At 71.4% G+C, this 16,803-nt stretch carries 14 protein-coding genes and 1 pseudogene; 6 read left to right on the top strand and 9 right to left on the bottom strand.

Annotated elements, in window-relative coordinates; translation table 11 throughout:
* The 3 genes and pseudogenes from Adu01nite_RS14860 to Adu01nite_RS14850 all read right to left on the bottom strand — a co-directional run.
* Positions 1-467 (bottom strand): annotated as a pseudogene (locus Adu01nite_RS14860) (hypothetical protein); the annotation flags it as partial.
* A 170-nt stretch (positions 468-637) separates the two neighbouring features.
* Complete coding sequence (locus Adu01nite_RS14855; RefSeq protein WP_203727422.1) at positions 638-997, bottom strand: MmcQ/YjbR family DNA-binding protein; 360 nt, start codon at positions 995-997, stop codon at positions 638-640.
* Positions 998-1,007: 10 nt separating this feature from the next.
* Positions 1,008-1,385 (bottom strand): YccF domain-containing protein, encoded by a 378-nt coding sequence (locus Adu01nite_RS14850; protein WP_239132410.1) that lies wholly within the window; start codon positions 1,383-1,385, stop codon positions 1,008-1,010.
* A gap of 129 nt (positions 1,386-1,514) precedes the next feature.
* On the opposite strand from Adu01nite_RS14850, the gene Adu01nite_RS14845 reads away from it, so the two are divergent.
* The 4 genes from Adu01nite_RS14845 to Adu01nite_RS14830 all read left to right on the top strand — a co-directional run bounded on the left by Adu01nite_RS14845 (position 1,515) and on the right by Adu01nite_RS14830 (position 9,195).
* The gene (locus Adu01nite_RS14845) at positions 1,515-5,507 is read left to right on the top strand and encodes a bifunctional nitrate reductase/sulfite reductase flavoprotein subunit alpha (RefSeq protein ID WP_239132409.1); all 3,993 of its coding nucleotides are present in this window, start codon (positions 1,515-1,517) and stop codon (positions 5,505-5,507) included.
* A 60-nt stretch (positions 5,508-5,567) separates the two neighbouring features.
* Positions 5,568-6,116, top strand: a complete 549-nt coding sequence (locus tag Adu01nite_RS14840; protein WP_239132408.1) for a hypothetical protein — start codon at positions 5,568-5,570, stop codon at positions 6,114-6,116.
* A gap of 257 nt (positions 6,117-6,373) precedes the next feature.
* Positions 6,374-7,774 (top strand): glycoside hydrolase family 10 protein, encoded by a 1,401-nt coding sequence (locus Adu01nite_RS14835; protein ID WP_203727419.1) that lies wholly within the window; start codon positions 6,374-6,376, stop codon positions 7,772-7,774.
* A 68-nt stretch (positions 7,775-7,842) separates the two neighbouring features.
* Positions 7,843-9,195, top strand: coding sequence for an extracellular catalytic domain type 1 short-chain-length polyhydroxyalkanoate depolymerase (locus Adu01nite_RS14830; RefSeq protein ID WP_203727418.1), 1,353 nt, complete (start codon positions 7,843-7,845; stop codon positions 9,193-9,195).
* A 76-nt stretch (positions 9,196-9,271) separates the two neighbouring features.
* Here the strand turns inward: Adu01nite_RS14830 and Adu01nite_RS14825 are convergent, their stop codons facing one another.
* Entirely contained in the window at positions 9,272-9,814 is a 543-nt protein-coding gene (locus Adu01nite_RS14825; RefSeq protein WP_203727417.1) for a GNAT family N-acetyltransferase, read from the bottom strand.
* 63 nt (positions 9,815-9,877) lie between these two features.
* Here Adu01nite_RS14825 and Adu01nite_RS14820 point away from each other — a divergent pair, with 63 nt between their 5' ends.
* Complete coding sequence (locus Adu01nite_RS14820; protein ID WP_203727416.1) at positions 9,878-10,705, top strand: hypothetical protein; 828 nt, start codon at positions 9,878-9,880, stop codon at positions 10,703-10,705.
* Between the two features lie 58 nt (positions 10,706-10,763).
* Here the strand turns inward: Adu01nite_RS14820 and Adu01nite_RS14815 are convergent, their stop codons facing one another.
* From Adu01nite_RS14815 to Adu01nite_RS14805, 3 genes are read right to left on the bottom strand one after another with little or no spacing between them, the layout of a single operon-like run.
* On the bottom strand, positions 10,764-11,825 hold the full coding sequence (locus Adu01nite_RS14815) for a hypothetical protein (RefSeq protein ID WP_203727415.1): 1,062 nt from the start codon (positions 11,823-11,825) through the stop codon (positions 10,764-10,766).
* Between the two features lie 14 nt (positions 11,826-11,839).
* Positions 11,840-12,559, bottom strand: a complete 720-nt coding sequence (locus Adu01nite_RS14810) for a TIGR03943 family putative permease subunit (protein ID WP_203727414.1) — start codon at positions 12,557-12,559, stop codon at positions 11,840-11,842.
* On the bottom strand, positions 12,556-13,587 hold the full coding sequence (locus Adu01nite_RS14805; protein ID WP_203727413.1) for a permease: 1,032 nt from the start codon (positions 13,585-13,587) through the stop codon (positions 12,556-12,558). Before Adu01nite_RS14805 ends, Adu01nite_RS14810 begins: the two co-directional genes overlap by 4 nt.
* 126 nt (positions 13,588-13,713) lie before the next feature.
* Between Adu01nite_RS14805 and Adu01nite_RS14800 the strand changes: the two genes are divergently transcribed.
* Positions 13,714-14,865, top strand: a complete 1,152-nt coding sequence (locus Adu01nite_RS14800; RefSeq protein WP_203727412.1) for a YibE/F family protein — start codon at positions 13,714-13,716, stop codon at positions 14,863-14,865.
* Here Adu01nite_RS14800 and Adu01nite_RS14795 read toward each other — a convergent pair.
* Together Adu01nite_RS14795 and Adu01nite_RS14790 are read right to left on the bottom strand one after the other, a co-directional pair.
* Entirely contained in the window at positions 14,798-15,955 is a 1,158-nt protein-coding gene (locus Adu01nite_RS14795; protein WP_203727411.1) for a 4-hydroxybenzoate 3-monooxygenase, read from the bottom strand. The two genes, Adu01nite_RS14800 and Adu01nite_RS14795, sit on opposite strands and share 68 nt — an antisense overlap.
* A gap of 40 nt (positions 15,956-15,995) precedes the next feature.
* Entirely contained in the window at positions 15,996-16,748 is a 753-nt protein-coding gene (locus Adu01nite_RS14790; protein ID WP_203727410.1) for an IclR family transcriptional regulator, read from the bottom strand.
* Between the last annotated feature and the right edge of the window lie 55 nt (positions 16,749-16,803).

The raw sequence follows: 16,803 nt of genomic DNA, 5'->3' as shown, positions 1-16,803 counted from the left end.
TCGACGACGGCGATCGGCTCCGGCGTGGACTCGACCTCCGGCTCGGCGTCGGCGACCGCGACCGGCTCGGGAACCGCAACCGGCTCCGGCTCGGCGGCCGGCTCGTCGACGACGGCGACCGGCTCGGGCTCGGCGACTACCGCGACCGGCTCAGGCTCGGCGACGACCGCGACCGGCTCGGGCTCGGCCACTACGGCGGCCGGCTCCGGGTCGGTGGCGGCGGTGGTGGTGGTCGGCTCGTCGAGCGCGGCGGCCTGTTCGGCGATTGCGGCGTCGGTCTCGGCGGGGGTGGGGTCGGTCGATGCGTCGGACTCGGCTGTCTCGGCGGCCGGAGCGGCCACGACGGCTGCCTCGGTGGCCGGGGCCGGGGTGGCGGGCTGTGCCGTGGCGGCCTTGCGGCTACCCAGGAACCAGCCGCCGATCAGGCCGACCACGACCCCGGCGACGAAAAGGAGAAACGAAGCCATGAAAGGGCCTCCGGGAACAATGAGAGCTGCGGATGTAGCGCGCATATTTGCACATCACCGTGTCCGCTCACCATGAGGGTGGCGTGCCAGCACGTTTCCGATCCGAGCGGATCTCACCTGCGGTCATGTCGTGATTACCACCGGACACGGCGCGACCGGAAACCTCCCGTTTAGACCAAACCGGAGATGTCCTCGGGGGCACGCATGCGCCACGCGTCGGTGACGAGTTCGTTCAGGCGCGGCACCGAAAGTCTGTCAAGGCGCGCCATGACGAGCGGCAAGCCGTCATATCCCGCAGTGGTGAAGAACAGCTCCGGCTCGCCGAGGACGAGGGCCTGTTTCTCCGCCTCGTCGCCGACGTAGAGGACGGCGATGTCGGTGCGGATCACCCGCGGCCTACCGGGCTGTCGCTCCGGATAGGACCAGACGAAGCCCTTGTTGCCCACCCGGAAGTCGAAGCCGTCGCTGTCGATCTCCACCACCTGCGGCAGCGCCAGCGCGAGCCGCCGCACATCCCCGGCGTCAGCCATGCCGGACAGATTAGTCGAGCTCGACGATCTCGCGGCCGAGCGGCCAGAACGCGGCGGGGACCAGTTTGAAGTTGGCGATGCCGAACGGGATGCCGATGATCGTGCAGCACAGCGCGACGCCGGCGGTCAGGTGGGTGAGGGCCAGCCACCAGCCGGCCAGGACGACCCACAGGATGTTCGCGAGGCCGGAGGGGACGCCCGCGCCGGGGCGGCTGACGATCGTCCGGCCGAACGGCCACAGCGAGTACTTCGCGAGCCGCAGCGCGGCCACCCCGAACGGGATGGTGACGATCAGGGCGAAACAGATCAGGGCCGCCAAGCCGTACGCGAGGGCGAGCAGCAGGCCACTACCGAAGATGAACCACAGGACGTTCAGAATCAGCCTCACCTTTTCAGCATGACTGATCCTCACAACGGTCTCGGGAGCGCGGTGAGGTGTGGGAAACCCCCTGCGCACCGGCGTTTGACGGCCGCGAAACCCCCGCCGCATACCGTCGGTGCGGACGAGAGGGGATCGGTGAACTCGCAGGTCAGGACGGTGTGCGGCTATTGCGGCGTCGGCTGCGGCATGGTGCTGGACATCGAGCGTGGCCCGGACGGCCGGCGGCGGGCGGTCAAGGTGCGGGGTGACCGGGATCATCCGGCCAACGCCGGGCGCCTCTGCACCAAGGGCGCGACCAGCGCGGACATGCTCGGCGCGCCCGGTCGGCTCGGCACCGCGCTGGTCCGCGGCGAGCGTGCGGCCGCGCCCGTCGAAACCCCGGTCGAGCAGGCCATCCGGGAGGCCGGGCGGCGGCTTCGGGACATTATTGAGGCGTACGGTCCGGATGCCGTTGCCCTTTATGTGTCCGGGCAGATGACGCTCGAAGCGCAGTACCTGTCGAACAAGCTGGCCAAGGGGTTCATCGGCACCAACCAGATCGAGTCGAACTCGCGGCTGTGCATGGCCAGCGCCGGCACCGGCTACAAGCTGTCGCTGGGCGCCGACGGGCCGCCGGGCTCGTACGACGACCTCGACCACGCCGACGTGTTCTTCGTGATCGGCGCGAACATGGCCGACTGCCACCCGATCCTGTTCCTGCGGATGATGGATCGGGTCAAGGCGGGCGCGAAGCTGATCGTCGTCGACCCGCGGCGCACCGCCACCGCCGACAAGGCCGACCTCTACCTGCCGATCCGCCCCGGCACCGACCTCGCCCTGCTCAACGGCCTGCTGCACCTGCTGGCCGCGGACGGCCACCTCGACGAGGACTTCATCACCTCGTACACCCAGGGGTGGGAAGCGATGCCGGAGCTCCTGGCCGAATATCCGCCCGAGGCGGTAGCCGAGATGACCGGCCTGCCGGAGGCGGGGATCCGGCAGGCGGCCGAGTGGATCGGCGCGGCCGGCAACTGGGTGACGCTGTGGACGATGGGGCTGAACCAGAGCACCCACGGCACCTGGAACACCAACGCCATCTGCAATCTGCACCTGGCCACCGGCGCGATCTGCCGCACCGGCTCCGGGCCGCTCTCGCTGACCGGGCAGCCGAACGCGATGGGCGGCCGGGAGATGGGCTACATGGGGCCGGGGCTGCCCGGGCAGCGGTCGGTGCTGGTGCCGGCCGATCGGGAGTTCGTCGAGAACGCGTGGGGGCTGTCGCCGGGCACGCTGCGGACCGACGTCGGCAAGGGCACGGTCGAGATGTTCGAGCGGATGGCGGCCGGCGACATCAAGGCCTGCTGGATCATCTGCACCAACCCGGTGGCGTCGGTCGGGAACCGGCGCACCGTCATCGCCGGCCTGGAGGCCGCCGAACTGGTCATCACCCAGGACGCGTACGCCGAGACGGAAACCAATGCGTACGCGGACATCGTGCTGCCGGCGGCGATGTGGTCGGAGACCGACGGCATCATGATCAATTCGGAGCGGACGCTCACGCTCGTGCATCCGGCGGTGGATCCGCCGGGCGAGGCCCTGCCGGACTGGCAGCTGATCGCCCTGGTCGCGCAGGAACTCGGGTACTCCGACGATTTCGCGTACGGCAGTGCCGAGGAGATCCTGGCCGAGATCAAGCAGTTCTGGAACCCGCAGACCGGGTACGACCTGCGCGGCGTCACCTACGAACGGCTCGCCGGCGGGCCGGTGCAGTGGCCGGCGCCGCCGGGCGCCGGGGACCGCAATCCGATCCGCTACCGCAACGACGGGAGCAGCCAGCCGCTGCGCTCCGGGCCGGACGGCACCCGGCCGGCGCTGACCTTCGCCACCCCGAACGGCAGGGCGGTCTTTCACGCCCGGCCGCACATGCCGGCCGCCGAACTGCCGGACGACGACTTCCCGTTCGTGCTCAACACCGGCCGCCTGCAACACCAGTGGCACACGCTCACCAAGACCGGCCGGGTCGGCAAGCTGAACAAGCTCAACCCGGGCCCGTTCGTCGAGATCAACCCGGCCGACGCGGACCGGCTCGGGATCGCCGAGGGGCACCCGGTGGAGATCGCGTCGCGGCGCGGCCGGGCGGTGCTGCCGGCCGTGCGCACCGACCGGGTGCAGCCGGGCAACTGCTTCGCGCCGTTCCACTGGAACGACCTGTTCGGCGAATACGTGAGCGTCAACGCCGTGACCAGCGACGCCGTCGACCCGCTGTCGTTCCAGCCGGAGTTGAAGGTGTGCGCGGTGTCGCTGACGCCGGTCGCGGTCCCGTCGCTGCCGCCCGCGCCGGGCGGTCCGGCCGATGCGCTGCGCGGGATGCTCGGCCTGCCGGCGGAACCGGTGCTCGACGACGCCGGCCGGCACTACCTCGCCGGCTATCTGACCGCGCTCGGGGCGCTGTCGGCCGACCCGGTGATGCCGCCGGTGCTGCCGTCGAATGCTCCGTTCGACCCGGCGACCGCGGCCTGGCTCAACGGGATGCTGGCGGGGACCTTCACCGGCGTACGGCAAGAAGTGGCCGTACCGGAAAAGGAAGCTGCCGCCGAATCGCCTGGCCGGACCCTGCAGGTGCTGTGGGCTTCGCAGACCGGGAACGCCGAGGAGTTCGCGCAGGCCATCGAGCGTCGGCTGGCCGAGGCCGGGAGGCCGGTCGCGGTGCGCGGGATGGACGGCGCGGCCGGGGAGTTGCTCGACCGCGACGCCGACCTGCTCATCGTGACCAGCACGTTCGGCGACGGGGAGGCGCCGGACAACGGGACCGGTTTCTGGGAGTCTCTGGCCGGGGCCGATGCGCCGCGTCTCGACGGCCGGCGCTATGCCGTGCTGGCCTTCGGCGACTCCAGTTATGACGACTTCTGCGGGCACGGGCGGCGGCTCGACGACCGGCTGGCCGAGCTCGGGGCGGTGCGGATCGCGCCGCGGGTCGACTGTGAACCGGATTTCGAGGAGGCCGCCAACGGGTGGCTCGAGCAGGTCGTCGTCGCGCTCACCGCGCCGGTGGCAGTACCCGCGCCGCAGCCGACCAAATCGGCGCCGCTGACCGCGGTGCTCTGCGGGAACGAGCTGCTCAGCCGGCCGGGGTCGGCCAAGGAGGTGCGGCAGTTCACGTTCGACACCGGTGGCCTGCTCGACTACTCGGTGGGTGACGCGCTCGGGGTGTGGCCGACGAACTGCCCGGAGCTGGTCGACGAGTGGCTGACCGTTACCGGTCTGCGCCGCGACCAGGCGATCTCGCTCGGAGCTGAGCGGCCGCTGGCCGAGGCGCTGCACCGCGATCTCGACATCACCCGGATCACCCCGGATCTGCTGCGGTTCCTCGCCGAGCGCAGCGGGGACGAGCTTCTGCGGACCCTGCTGCGGCCGGACAACAAGGGGGAGCTGGCCAAGTTCGTCTGGGGCCGGCAGGCCGTCGACCTGATCGCCGAGTACCCGGTGCGGGCGGCCGCGCAGGAGTGGGCCGACGTGCTCAAACGCCTGCAGCCGCGGCTGTATTCGATCTCGTCGACGCCACTGACCGACCCGGCCCGGGTGAGCCTGACCGTGTCCGTGGTGCGCTTCGGGGCCGGTCGCAAGGGGGTCTGCTCGACGTTCCTGGCCGACACGGCGGGGGAGGTGCCGGTGTTCGTGCAGCGGTCGTCGCACTTCCGGCCGCCGGCCGACCCGGCCACCCCGATGATCATGGTGGGGCCGGGGACCGGGGTGGCGCCGTTCGTCGCGTTCCTGCGCGAGCGGCAGGCGCGCGGCGCGACCGGGCCGAACTGGCTGTTCTTCGGCGAGCAGCGCCGGGAGACCGACTTCTACTACGCCGACGAGCTGCTGGCACTGCAGAACGCGGGGGTGCTCAGCCGGCTCGACGTGGCTTTCTCCCGGGATCAGCGGAGCAAGATCTACGTGCAGGACCGGATGCGCGAGCACGGCGCCCAGCTGTGGGCGTGGCTGCGCGACGGCGCCCACCTCTACGTGTGCGGCGACGCCACCCGGATGGCCCGTGACGTCGACCTCGCGCTGCGGGACATCGCCGCCGCCCACGGCGCCGACCCGGACGACTTCGTCAAGCAACTGTCGGCCGAGAAGCGCTATCTCCGGGATGTCTACTAAGGGGAGTGACCGGGACTTCACCGATGTCGGCTCGGGGGTGGCGGTTCCTAGGCTCGGCGCATGAAATCGATGGCTTTCTCCGCGCCGCTGCTCATGCTGGTCTACGGCGTTCTGCGGTGGATGGACGGTCTGGACGGGCACCGCGACAAGAGCGGCCCGGCCTGGCGGGTCGGGCACGTGGCGTTCTTCGCGGCGATGGTGCTGTTCGCGGTGATGGCGGTGGCGCTGGCCCGGCGCGCGTCCCGGGGCCGCCGGGTGGCCGCGGTGGCCGCCGCCGCGTCGGTCTTCGGGGCCGGCTGCTTCTGCTGGGTGATCGCCGGCGACCTTTCGGCGGACTTCGGCGACCGGTGGCCGCTGCCGGACGCGCTGCAGATCGCCGGGCCGGTGCTCTTCCTGGTGGGCCTGGTGGTGCTGCTCAGCCTGGAGGTCGCGGCCGGGCGGGTGCCGGTGTGGAGCCCGGTGCTGCTGTTCGTGGGCTATGCGGCGATCACCGTGAGCCTCGACCTGCTGCCGTTGTCCGCGCTGGTGATCCTGGCGGCGATGGCCCCGCTGTGGCGGCCCTCGGCGATGCCGCCGCGACCGGTGGCGCAGGCGTCCCGGCTGCATTGATTTCTGAAACGGTTCATTCGTAGATGTCAACGATGTCATTCCAGAAGTTCCGAAACTTCCGGAGTTTTGCCTGCCCGATCTAGCCTAATAAATGGGGACAAAAGCGCCCGTGGGAGCGTGCCCATGCAAAAGTGGACCGTTGAGATTTCCGGAACATGGCGTTAATGTTCCGATCGATCAGGATCACTTTCTGCTGTTCGGTTGAGGCGCCACCGCCGCGACCACCCGTCCCCCTCCGCAGCTGGAAGGCATCGGCAATGAACCGTTCCCCCAGGCGGCGCGTCCTCGCCGCCACCCTCTCCACCGCCGCCGCGGTGCTCGTCGCGGGCAGCGCCGTGCTGCTCTCCGCGGGCAACGCCAACGCGGCCACCACCCTCGGTGCCTCGGCCGCCGCCACCGGGCGGTATTTCGGCACCGCGGTCGCGGCATACAAGTTGAGCGACACCGTCTACTCGACCATCCTCGACCGCGAATTCGACATGGTCACCCCCGAGAACGAGATGAAGTGGGACGCCACCGAGCCGTCCCAGAACTCGTTCAGCTACACCAGCGCCGACCAGATCGTCAGCCACGCGCAGGCGCACAGCCAGCGCGTTCGCGGGCACGCCCTGGCCTGGCACTCGCAGCAGCCGGGCTGGGTGTCCTCGCTGAGCGGCACCGCCCTGCGCAGCGCCATGGTCAACCACATCACCAACGTGGCGACCCACTACAAGGGCAAGATCTACTCGTGGGACGTGGTGAACGAGGCATTCGCCGACGGCACCAGCGGGGCCCGCCGCTCCTCCAACCTGCAGAACACCGGCAACGACTGGATCGAGGTGGCGTTCCAGACCGCGCGCGCCGCCGACCCGGCTGCCAAGCTCTGCTACAACGACTACAACACCGACGGCGTCAACGCGAAGTCGACCGCCGTCTACAACATGGTCAAGGACTTCAAGGCGCGGGGCATCCCGATCGACTGCGTCGGTTTCCAGTCGCACATCAACTCCGGCTCGCCGTACACCACCGACTACCAGGCCAACCTGCAGCGGTTCGCGGACCTCGGCGTCGACGTGCAGATCACCGAGCTGGACATCGCCGGCTCGGGGTCGGCGCAGGCCACCACCTATGCCAACGTGGTGAAGTCCTGTCTCGCGGTGACCCGCTGCAACGGCCTCACGGTCTGGGGCATCCGCGACTCGGACTCCTGGCGGGCCAGTGACACGCCGCTGCTGTTCGACAGCAGCGGCAACAAGAAGGCGGCGTACGACTCGGCGCTCGCGGCGCTGAACGGTGGCGGCACGTCGACAACCTCGCCGACGACCCCCACCACGGCACCCACCACCGCTCCGACGACGGCGCCGACCACGACGCCGCCGACCGGGTCGGCCGGATGTACCGCCACGGTCACCCTCAACCAGTGGACCGGCGGCTTCGTGGCCACCGTGAAGATCACCGCGGGTTCGGCGAAGATCAACGGCTGGACCACCGGGGTCACGCTGCCCAGCGGCGCCGCGGTCACCAACTCGTGGAACGCGACGGCGAGTGGCTCGAGCGGCACGGTGAGCTTCACCAACGTCAGCTACAACGGCTCGGTCAACGCCGGTGCGAGCACCGAGTTCGGCTTCCAGGGCACCGGCGTCGGCCCGTCCGCGACGCCCACCTGCACCGCCCGATGAGCGGCGGCGGCCGCGGGACCTCCCCCGTCCGGTGTTCCGCGGCCGCGCCCCGGTTTTAAGGACCGTCCATGAAGAAACTGCTTGCCGGCATCGTCGCGGTCGCGGCGATCGTCCTCGGCGTGACGCTCCCGTCCTCACCCGCCGCCGCCGCCTCGCTGGTCGAGGTCACCGGCTTCGGCACCAACCCGACCGGCCTGAAGATGCACCTGTACGTGCCGGACAAGCTCGCCACCAACCCGGCGCTGCTGGTGGCCGTGCACTACTGCACCGGCAACGGCCCGGCGTTCTACTCCGGCACCGAGTTCGCCACCCTGGCCAACCAGTACGGCTTCATCGTCATCTACCCGTCGGCCGTCCGCTCCGGCAACTGCTACGACGTGTCGTCGGCCTCGGCCCTGACCCACAACGGCAACAGCGACCCGGTCGGCATCGTGTCGATGGTCAAGTACGTGCAGTCGCACTACGGCACCGACGTGAACCGCACGTTCGTCACCGGCGCCTCGTCCGGCGGGATGATGACCAACGTCCTGCTCGGCGACTACCCGGACGTGTTCGCGGCCGGCGCCGCGTTCATGGGCGTGCCGTTCGGCTGCTTCGCCGCCAGCGCGGGTGACCCGACCAACCCGGCCAACCAGGCCGGCTGGAACAGCACCTGCTCGGCCGGGCAGTCGATCAAGACCCCGGCCGAGTGGGGCGACCTGGTCCGCGGCGCCTACCCCGGCTACACCGGGAAGCGCCCGCGCATGCAGCTCTTCCACGGCGCCACCGACACCACGCTCGCCTACCCGAACTTCGGCGAAGAGATCAAGCAGTGGACCAACGTGCTCGGCGTGAGCCAGACCCCGGTCCTCACCGACACGCCGCAGTCCGGCTGGACCCGCACCCGCTACGGCTCGAACACCGTGCAGGCGCCGGTCGAGGGGATCAGCGTGGCCGGCGTCGGCCACTCGCTGCCGCTGTCCGGCCAGGCCAAGCTGGCCATCTCGTTCTTCGGCCTGGACACGACGTCGCCGACCACCCCGCCGACGACGACCCCCACCACGACACCGACCACCACGCCCACGACCACGCCGACCACCGCACCCACCACGGTGGCGCCGACCGGCGCGTGCAAGGTGGTCAACGCGGTCAGCGCGTGGAACACCGGCCTGACCAACAACGTCACCATCACCAACACCGGCAGCAGCGCGGTCAGCGGCTGGAAGCTGGCCTTCGCCCTGCCGTCCGGCCAGACCATCACGAACGGCTGGAACGCCACCTACAGCCCCACCTCGGGCCAGGTCACCGCGACCAACGTGTCCTACAACCCGAGCATCGCGCCCGGCGCGTCGGTCACCATCGGCTACCAGGCCACCCACACCGGCAACAACGGCGCCCCGACGGGCTTCGCCCTGAACGGATCGACCTGCACCACTGCCTGATCGGGACCACCGCCTGATCGGCGCCGGCGTCGCCGCGGAGCTTGCCCTCCGCGGCGACGTTGCGCTTCAATCAAGATCAAAGTTCCTTGCCGGGTACGCCGGGGGAAGTGCGGAACGTGACCCACGTGTCCGGCGGCCGGGTCTCCGGCCGGGGACCGTCCCGCATCTCCCAGCGATCACCGGCGACGGCCGTCGCCACCCCGCACCAGAACTTCTCGACGCCCGGGTTGTAACGCTGGAAGGCGATGGCCCACCGGCCGGGTGCCGTCGCGATGGCCTGCACCGCCGCCTCCCGGCCGACCCCGGTGCGGCGCAGGGCGCGCACGACGAAGAACCCGGCGATGGACGTGCCGCCACCCGCGGCCGAGATCGTCATCACGAAGCCGGCCGTCCGCCCCGCCGCGGTGATCAGCCAGGCGCGGTGCTGCGGATCGACGCCGGCCAGGAAGCGGTCCAGCTGCCGGTCGTTGAAACTGCCGTCGTCGTTCGGCAGGTGACCGTAGGCCTCCGACAGGTCATGCCGGTACAGCTGGCCGAGGTTGCCGAGAACCGCCCGATGCGAGCGATCGACCTCGATGAGAGCCACCGGCCGGGACGCGGGGCGAGAGGGAGTGGACACCGTTGGAGCTTCGCACGCCCGCCGTGGGAGGATTCTGGCCGCCTGACCGGAGGGGGAGCGCAGGTGGTGCCGTCGTTGTACGTGGCCCATGACGACGAGTTGGTCATCGTGTCGAGGCTTCCGCTCGAGGTGATCGGGGGCCAGGGGCACGAATTCGGCTGGGGCAGCGTCGTCGAGGTCACTCCGGCCGAGCAGTCGGACGGCCGCGGCCCGCTGTCGGGTGTGCTCTACAGCCTCGCGATCGTTTTCGGTCTGATGGGCGCGCTGCTCCTGTTCGCCGATGTGTTCGTCGGTTCCTTCCTGCTCCTGGTGGCGGCCGCTGCCGCCGGCGGCGCGCTCCTGTACGGCATGCGGCAGCGGCCGGGGCTGATCTCGGCACCGCACCTGGCGAGCGACCGCGACCAGCACCACCTGATCGTCGACGAGCAGGACCGGCAGGTGTTCTCCGACGCCATCGACCTGTGCCAGCGCACCACCGAGACGTGGCCGCAGCTCGGCGCGCTCGTCGACGTGCCGATCGCCGAGCGGCAGCTGGCACAGGCCCTGTTCGACCTGGCCGGCGCCCTGGAGCGGCGGCAGGAACTGCGCGAGCTGCACGGCGAGCTGGCCGAGCACGACGGCGCGTTCGAGCTGGCGCCGCGGATGGCGCGGGCCACCGAGGCCCTGGCCGAGCTGGAGGACGAGGTGACCCGGCGGCTGGCGACGCTGAACGCCGTCGCGGTGGCCGGCGAGGAGCTGATCCGCGACCAGCGGATCGACGAGCTCGGGCGCGAGGCGGACGAGACACTGGCCCGGCTGACCTCGGCACCCCCGGCGATCGCGCCGGATGCCGGCTCCGAACTGGCGGAACGCACGGAGGCCGTCCTGCGGGCCTACCGCGAGCTGACGTAGGGCCCGTTTCGCAGGCCGGCCAGGTGCCGCAGCCCTGGCCGGGCTGCGGAAACAGGGCCTACACGCTGCGCAGGTCGAGCACGTGCCAGGCGACCTCGTCGTTGTTGGCGCCGGTCGACCACCACAGCAGGCCGCCGCCGGTGAAGGCGCCGTCGACCGCGGGCGAGATCTCCACCGTGCGGCTGGTCGCCGCGTCGTAGGCGAGCAGCGTGGTGGTGCCGGTCAGGTCGGCGTCCGGGCCCGGCTCGGCCAGCAGCTCGAAGCGGTCCAGGACGCCCACGTCGTCGACCGCGGCCTGGGCCTGGCCGCCGGCGATGCGCCGCCGGGCGGTGCCGTCCGGGTGCATCAGGTCGATCCGGGCCACGCCGTCGCCGCTCATCACCGTCACCCGGCACCACGCCGGGGAGCAGGTGGCGGTCTCCGGGCCGGACGTGACCACCTCGGTGGTGCGGCGGGTGTCCAAGTTGAGCAGGCGGCGTTCGTTCTCGTCGACCAGCCACGGCCAGGCCGACAGCGACCAGTCGCCCGGCCGGCTCAGCACCTGGACCGGGCCGCCGCCGAGCGGCGCCGAGCGGATCTCGGTGTTCGCGCCGTCCGCGGCCGCCCAGCGGACCAGGCCGTCGGCGAGGATCAGGTCGTACTGGTTGCCGTAGAAGATCGCGTTGCCGGTGTCGGTGGTGACCAGGGCGGCCGGCCCGGTGCGGGTGGCGTGCCAGATCCGGATCTTCGGCTGCGCGTCGGTGGACTCGGTCCAGGCGATGTCCGCCCCGGCCGCGCCGAGCGCTTCGAACTGCGGGTTCTCGCCGTAGGGCAACCGGCGCAGCTCCCGGAAGCCGGTCTTGTCCCGGATGCCGAGCCGGATCCATTTCGCGTCGGGGGTGGGCGCGGTGCCGATCGCGGCGGTGGTGTCCAGGAACAGCAGCGGCGCGAACAGCGGGCCGTCCGGCATGGCCGGATCGAAGTCGGCGCGGACCGCCTTCGGCCAGGCGGCGGCCGCGGTCGACCGGCCCGGCGGCGGCTTCGGCTCCTCGCCCGGCGGATCCGCGACGAGCAAGGTGCCCCCGGCGACGAGCGCGGCCGCGAGGCTGACCAGGGCGGAGCGCTTCGAAGCCGGCGCCATGCGGGCAGCCAAAGTCATGCGTAGGGCTGTTTCGGCTGGGCGACCTCTTGCCACGTCTTCACATCGACGTAGGCCACCTCGACCTCGTTGACCGGGTCCTTGCCGCGCTTCGCGCTGTAGACGCCGGTGATCTCGACCCACGTGTCGGCGGCGACCTCCTGCGGCGCCTGCCCGGTCAGTCCCACCTTGATCGGCCGGCCGTCGGCGGCGCAGCAGGTGAGCACCATCCGGGCCAGCATCGGCGCGCCGTCCGGCCCGGGCGTGATGAAGCCGGTGAGCTGGATGTTCCGGCCGGTGAGGCTCTTCCCGTCGTCGAAGAGCGCCCGCGACGCGTAGTCGAGCAGGCTCACCGCGACCGGGTCGCCGGCGGCGAGGGGCGGATAGTCGGAGTCGGAGACCGGCGCCGCCGAGACACTGCCGGCCTGCCCGGCCGCGAAGGAGCCGAGCGCGGGCGGCGCCACCAGCAAAAGCCCGAGGACCGGCAGGATGAGCAGCCAGCCGACACGAGGTTCGTGGGCATGATCGTGGCCGTGATCATCTTCGGGAGAAGAGTCGGAAGCCCGTAGCGACTGCCAGATCGTCATGACCGCGGTGGCCACCAGCAGGACCCCGGCGACGATCAGGAACGGCCGCAGGCCCTCCTTGACGTAACGCAGGTAGAGGTCGGTGAGCGAGGCGCGCAGGATCGCGCCGCCGAACAGGAGCAGGACCACGCCCTGGGTCAGCCGGTTCACAGCAGCACCGCCCCGGCGGCGGTGCCGACCAGGATCGCGGCGACGAAGGTGGCCGGGGCGAAGCGCTGCACGAAGCGCCGGCCGAAGACGCCGGTCTGCATGGCGATCAGCTTCAGGTCGACCATCGGCCCCACCACCAGGAACACCAGCCGGGACGTCAGCGAGAACTGGGACAGCGACGCCGCCACGAACGCGTCCGCCTCGCTGCAGATCGACAGGAGCACGGCCAGGACGGCCAGGGCCAGGATGGAGAGGACCGGGTTGTCGGCCAGGCGCTGGAGCCACTCGCCGGGGACCACGACGTTGATGGTGGCGGCGGCCGCGGCGCCCAGCACCAGGTAGCCGCCGGCGTGCGTGACGTCGTGCCGGCAGGAGGACCAGAACGCCTGGGCCTTGGACGCGCCGTCCAGGTCAGGGCGGTGCGGCAGGCGGATCCACTCGGTCTTGCCCAGCCGCAGCCACAGCCAGCCCATCGCCACCGCGACGACCAGGCTGGCGCCGCCCCGGGCCACCACCATCTCCGGATTGCCGGGGAACGCGACCGCGGTCGCGGTCAGCACGATCGGGTTGATCGCGGGCGCGGCCAGCAGGAAGGCGAGGGCGGCGGCGGGCGTCACGCCCCGGCGGATCAGCGAGCCGGCGATCGGGACGCTGCCGCATTCGCAGCCGGGCAGGATCACGCCGGCGAGGCCGGCGGCCGGCACGGCGAGCGCCGGGTGCTTGGGGAGAGCTTTGGCCCAGAACGACTTGGGTACGTACACCGCGATCACGGCCGACAGGACGACCCCGAAGACCAGGAACGGGACCGCCTGGACCAACACCGACACGAACACCGTCGTCCACGTCTGCAGGCGTTCGCCGGTGACCAGCCCGGCCAGCCAGCTGCGCAGGACGACCAGCAGCACCAGCAGGAGGGCCAGGATCTCCAGCGAGCCGAAGCGACGCGGACGGCGGGCCGGCGGGGGCGGCGGAGGCGCGGCAGCCGGGGTCCAGTCGATCTCCTCGGCTTCGAGGCGGTTCGCGGTCACGGGTCACTCCAAAGCTGGGGGCCGCGGCCCACGATAGCGGCCCCGGCGGCCCGTGCCGAGGGTGCCTCTGGCTGCGCATATGTCTACTTGTGAATAAGAAGCGCCCACCGTTACCCTCGCGCCGTTGTGAGTCACTCGCACGGCGTACCCGCCGCCCCCGCCGATCCCCGCACCCGGCGGATCCTCGCCGCCGTGCTGATCCCGGCCGCCATCGCGACGCTGGTGGCGATGGCGCTGCTCTGGCCGGGCCGGGTCCACCTCGACACGGCCGCGAGCTCCGGCGAGCGGGTGAACGGCACCGTCACCGCGATCACCGGCGCGACCGCGACCGTCCGGCTCGACGGCGGCGCCGAGACCACCGTGGACCTGCCGTCGGGCCCGGGAGCGCCGACGCTGAAGTCCGGCGACGCCATCGTGCTGCTGCACCTGCCGGGGGCGGTGCCGGGCGGCCAGGACTACACGGTCGTCGACCACCAGCGGGCCACGCCGCTGGTCTGGCTGCTGGTGGCGATGGTCCTGTCGGTGCTCGCGTTCGGGCGGCGACTCGGCCTGACCGCGCTGGTCGGCCTGGCGGTCAGCTTCGCGGTGCTGCTGCTGTTCGTCATCCCGGCGATCCTGGCCGGGGAGGCGCCGCTGCTGGTCGCGGTGGTCGGCGCGGCCGCGATCATGTTCGCGGCGCTGTACCTGACGCACGGCGTCAACGTGCACACCTCGGTGGCGATCGCCGGCACCCTCGCCAGCCTGGTCATCACCGGCCTGCTCGGCGCCGGGTTCACCGCCGCGCTGCACCTGACCGGGGTGGCCGGCGACGAGGACGCGTTCCTCGCCGCCACCCGCAGCGGCCTCGACATGCGCGGGCTGCTGCTGGCCGGGATCGTGATCGGCGCGCTCGGCGTCCTCGACGACGTGACGGTCACCCAGGCGGCCACGGTCGCCGAGCTGGCCGAACACGGGAACCGGGGGCGGCGGGACATCTACCGGGCGGCGAGCCGGATCGGCCGGGCGCACGTGGCGTCCGCGGTGAACACGCTTGTCCTCGCGTACGCCGGAGCTTCTCTTCCGCTCTTGCTTCTTCTCGCCACCGGGAGTTCGCCGGTGAGTCAGGTGCTCACCGGCGAGCTCCTCGGGCAGGAGATCCTGCGCAGCGCGGTCGGCACGATCGGCCTGGTCGCGTCGGTGCCGATCACCACCGCGCTCGCCGTGCTGGTGATCAAAAACCGATCGGGAGGCCCGCGTAGTTCTCCGCCAGCCCGGTCGCCCCGGCATTCGAGGACGTGACCCACCGCAGCTGGGACAGCTGCAACTGGGCGTCGAACGGGTCCCCGCTCGTGTGCAGCATCGTCGTCATCCACCAGGAGAAATGGGTGCAGCGCCAGACCCGGCGCAGCGCGTCGTCGGAGTAGGCGTCGGCGGCGGTCGAGTCGCCGGCGCGCAGCCAGTCGACGAGGGCCTTGCTCAGCAGCGTCACGTCGGCGATCGCCAGGTTGAGGCCCTTCGCGCCGGTCGGCGGCACGATGTGCGCGGCGTCGCCGGCCAGGAAGACCCGGCCGTGCCGCATCGGCGTCTGCACGTAGCTGCGCATCGGCAGCACGCTCTTGTCGGTGATCGGGCCGGGGGTCAGCTTCCAGCCGTCCTGGCCGTGCCCGAGCCGGACGGCCAGCTCCTCCCAGATCCGCTCGTCCGACCAGGAGGCCGGGTCGGTGCCGTTCGGCACCTGCAGGTAGAGCCTGCTCACGGTGGGGGAGCGCATCGAGTGCAGGGCGAAGCCGTTCGGGTGCCAAGCGTAGATCAACTCGTCGGTGGACGGCCCGACGTCGGCGAGAATTCCCAGCCACGAGTACGGGTAGACGCGCTCGAAGTGCTCGGACGGCACCGCCTGGCGGCTGGGCCCGAACGAGCCGTCGCACCCGGCGATCGCCCCGGCGTCGAGCCGCTGCGCGACCCCGTCGGCGTCGAGGTACGTGACGTACGGCTTGTCGGACTCGACGTCGTGCAGCGCCACCTCGGTGACCTCGTAGCGCACGTCGGCCGTCCCCGCCGCGACCAGGTCCTTCTGCACCTCGGTCTGGCCGTAGACCCAGACCGTCCGGCCGGTCAGGTCGACGAAGTCGAGGTGGTGCCGCTCGCCGGCGAAGTTCAGGTAGATGCCGCGGTGCTCGTCGCCCTCCGCCCGCAGCCGGTCGCCCAGGCCCACCTCGGTGAGCAGATCGACGCTGGACTGCTCGAGGATGCCGGCCCGGATCCGGGACGCGACGTACTCCTGTGAGCGGGTCTCGAGGACCACCGAGTCGACGCCGCCGCGGGTGAGCAGATGGGACAGCAGAAGGCCCGCCGGGCCGGCGCCGATGATGGCGACCTGGGTACGCATGCCTCCAGACAACCCGCACCCGGGCATCCCGGGCAACTACCTATTTCCACTGAGCGGAAGACGGGTCGGCCAGCACGCGGCTGATGCCCTGCGCCGAGACCTGCAGCGCCGACACCAGGCGAGCGCGCTCCCGGCGCAGGTCGGGCACCACCAGGCCGAGCGCCGCGACCACCTCGCCGACCGCCCCGCGCACCGGCACCGCCACCGAGCAGGCGCCCAGACTCATCTCCTCGCCGGTGGTGGCGAACCCCTCGGCGCGCACTCTCCGGAGCTGTTCCAGCAGCCTCGCGGGCTGCGTGATGGTGTACGCCGTGACCCGGTTCAGCCGCCCGAGAACCTCGGCCCGCACCGCCTCCGGCGCGTAGGCGAGCAGCACCTTGCCCACCCCGGTGGCGTGCATCGGCAGCCGGGACCCGATCTTGCTGACCACCGGCACCGACACGTGCCCGGCGAGCCGGTCGATGTAGAGCACCTCGGTCCCGTCGCGCACCGCCAGATGCACGGTGGCCAGGGTGGCGCCGTAGAGGTCGTGCAGGAACGGCGAGGCGGCCTGGCGCAGCCCGGCCTGCACCGGGGCGAGCAGCCCGAGGTCCCAGAGCCGGCGCCCGATCACGTACTCGCCGGACTCCAGCCGGGCCAGCGCACCCCATCGGTGCAGCTCACCGACCAGGCGGTGGGCGGTGGCCAGGGGCATGCCGGAGCGCCGGGCCAGGGCGCTGAGCGTCAGGGTCCGGTGCTCGGGGTCGAACGCCCCGAGCAGGTCCAGCGCCCGCGAGGTGACGCTCGCCGACATGATCGTCCTTCCATTGAACGGAAGCCAAGTATCGCGCGCCGCACCCGGTGGGGCA

It is taken from the genome of Paractinoplanes durhamensis, from assembly GCF_016862175.1.
Taxonomy (GTDB): Bacteria; Actinomycetota; Actinomycetes; order Mycobacteriales; family Micromonosporaceae; genus Actinoplanes; species Actinoplanes durhamensis.
Note: the sequence above shows the minus strand (reverse complement) of the source record. Positions and strands in the feature narration are given on the sequence as shown.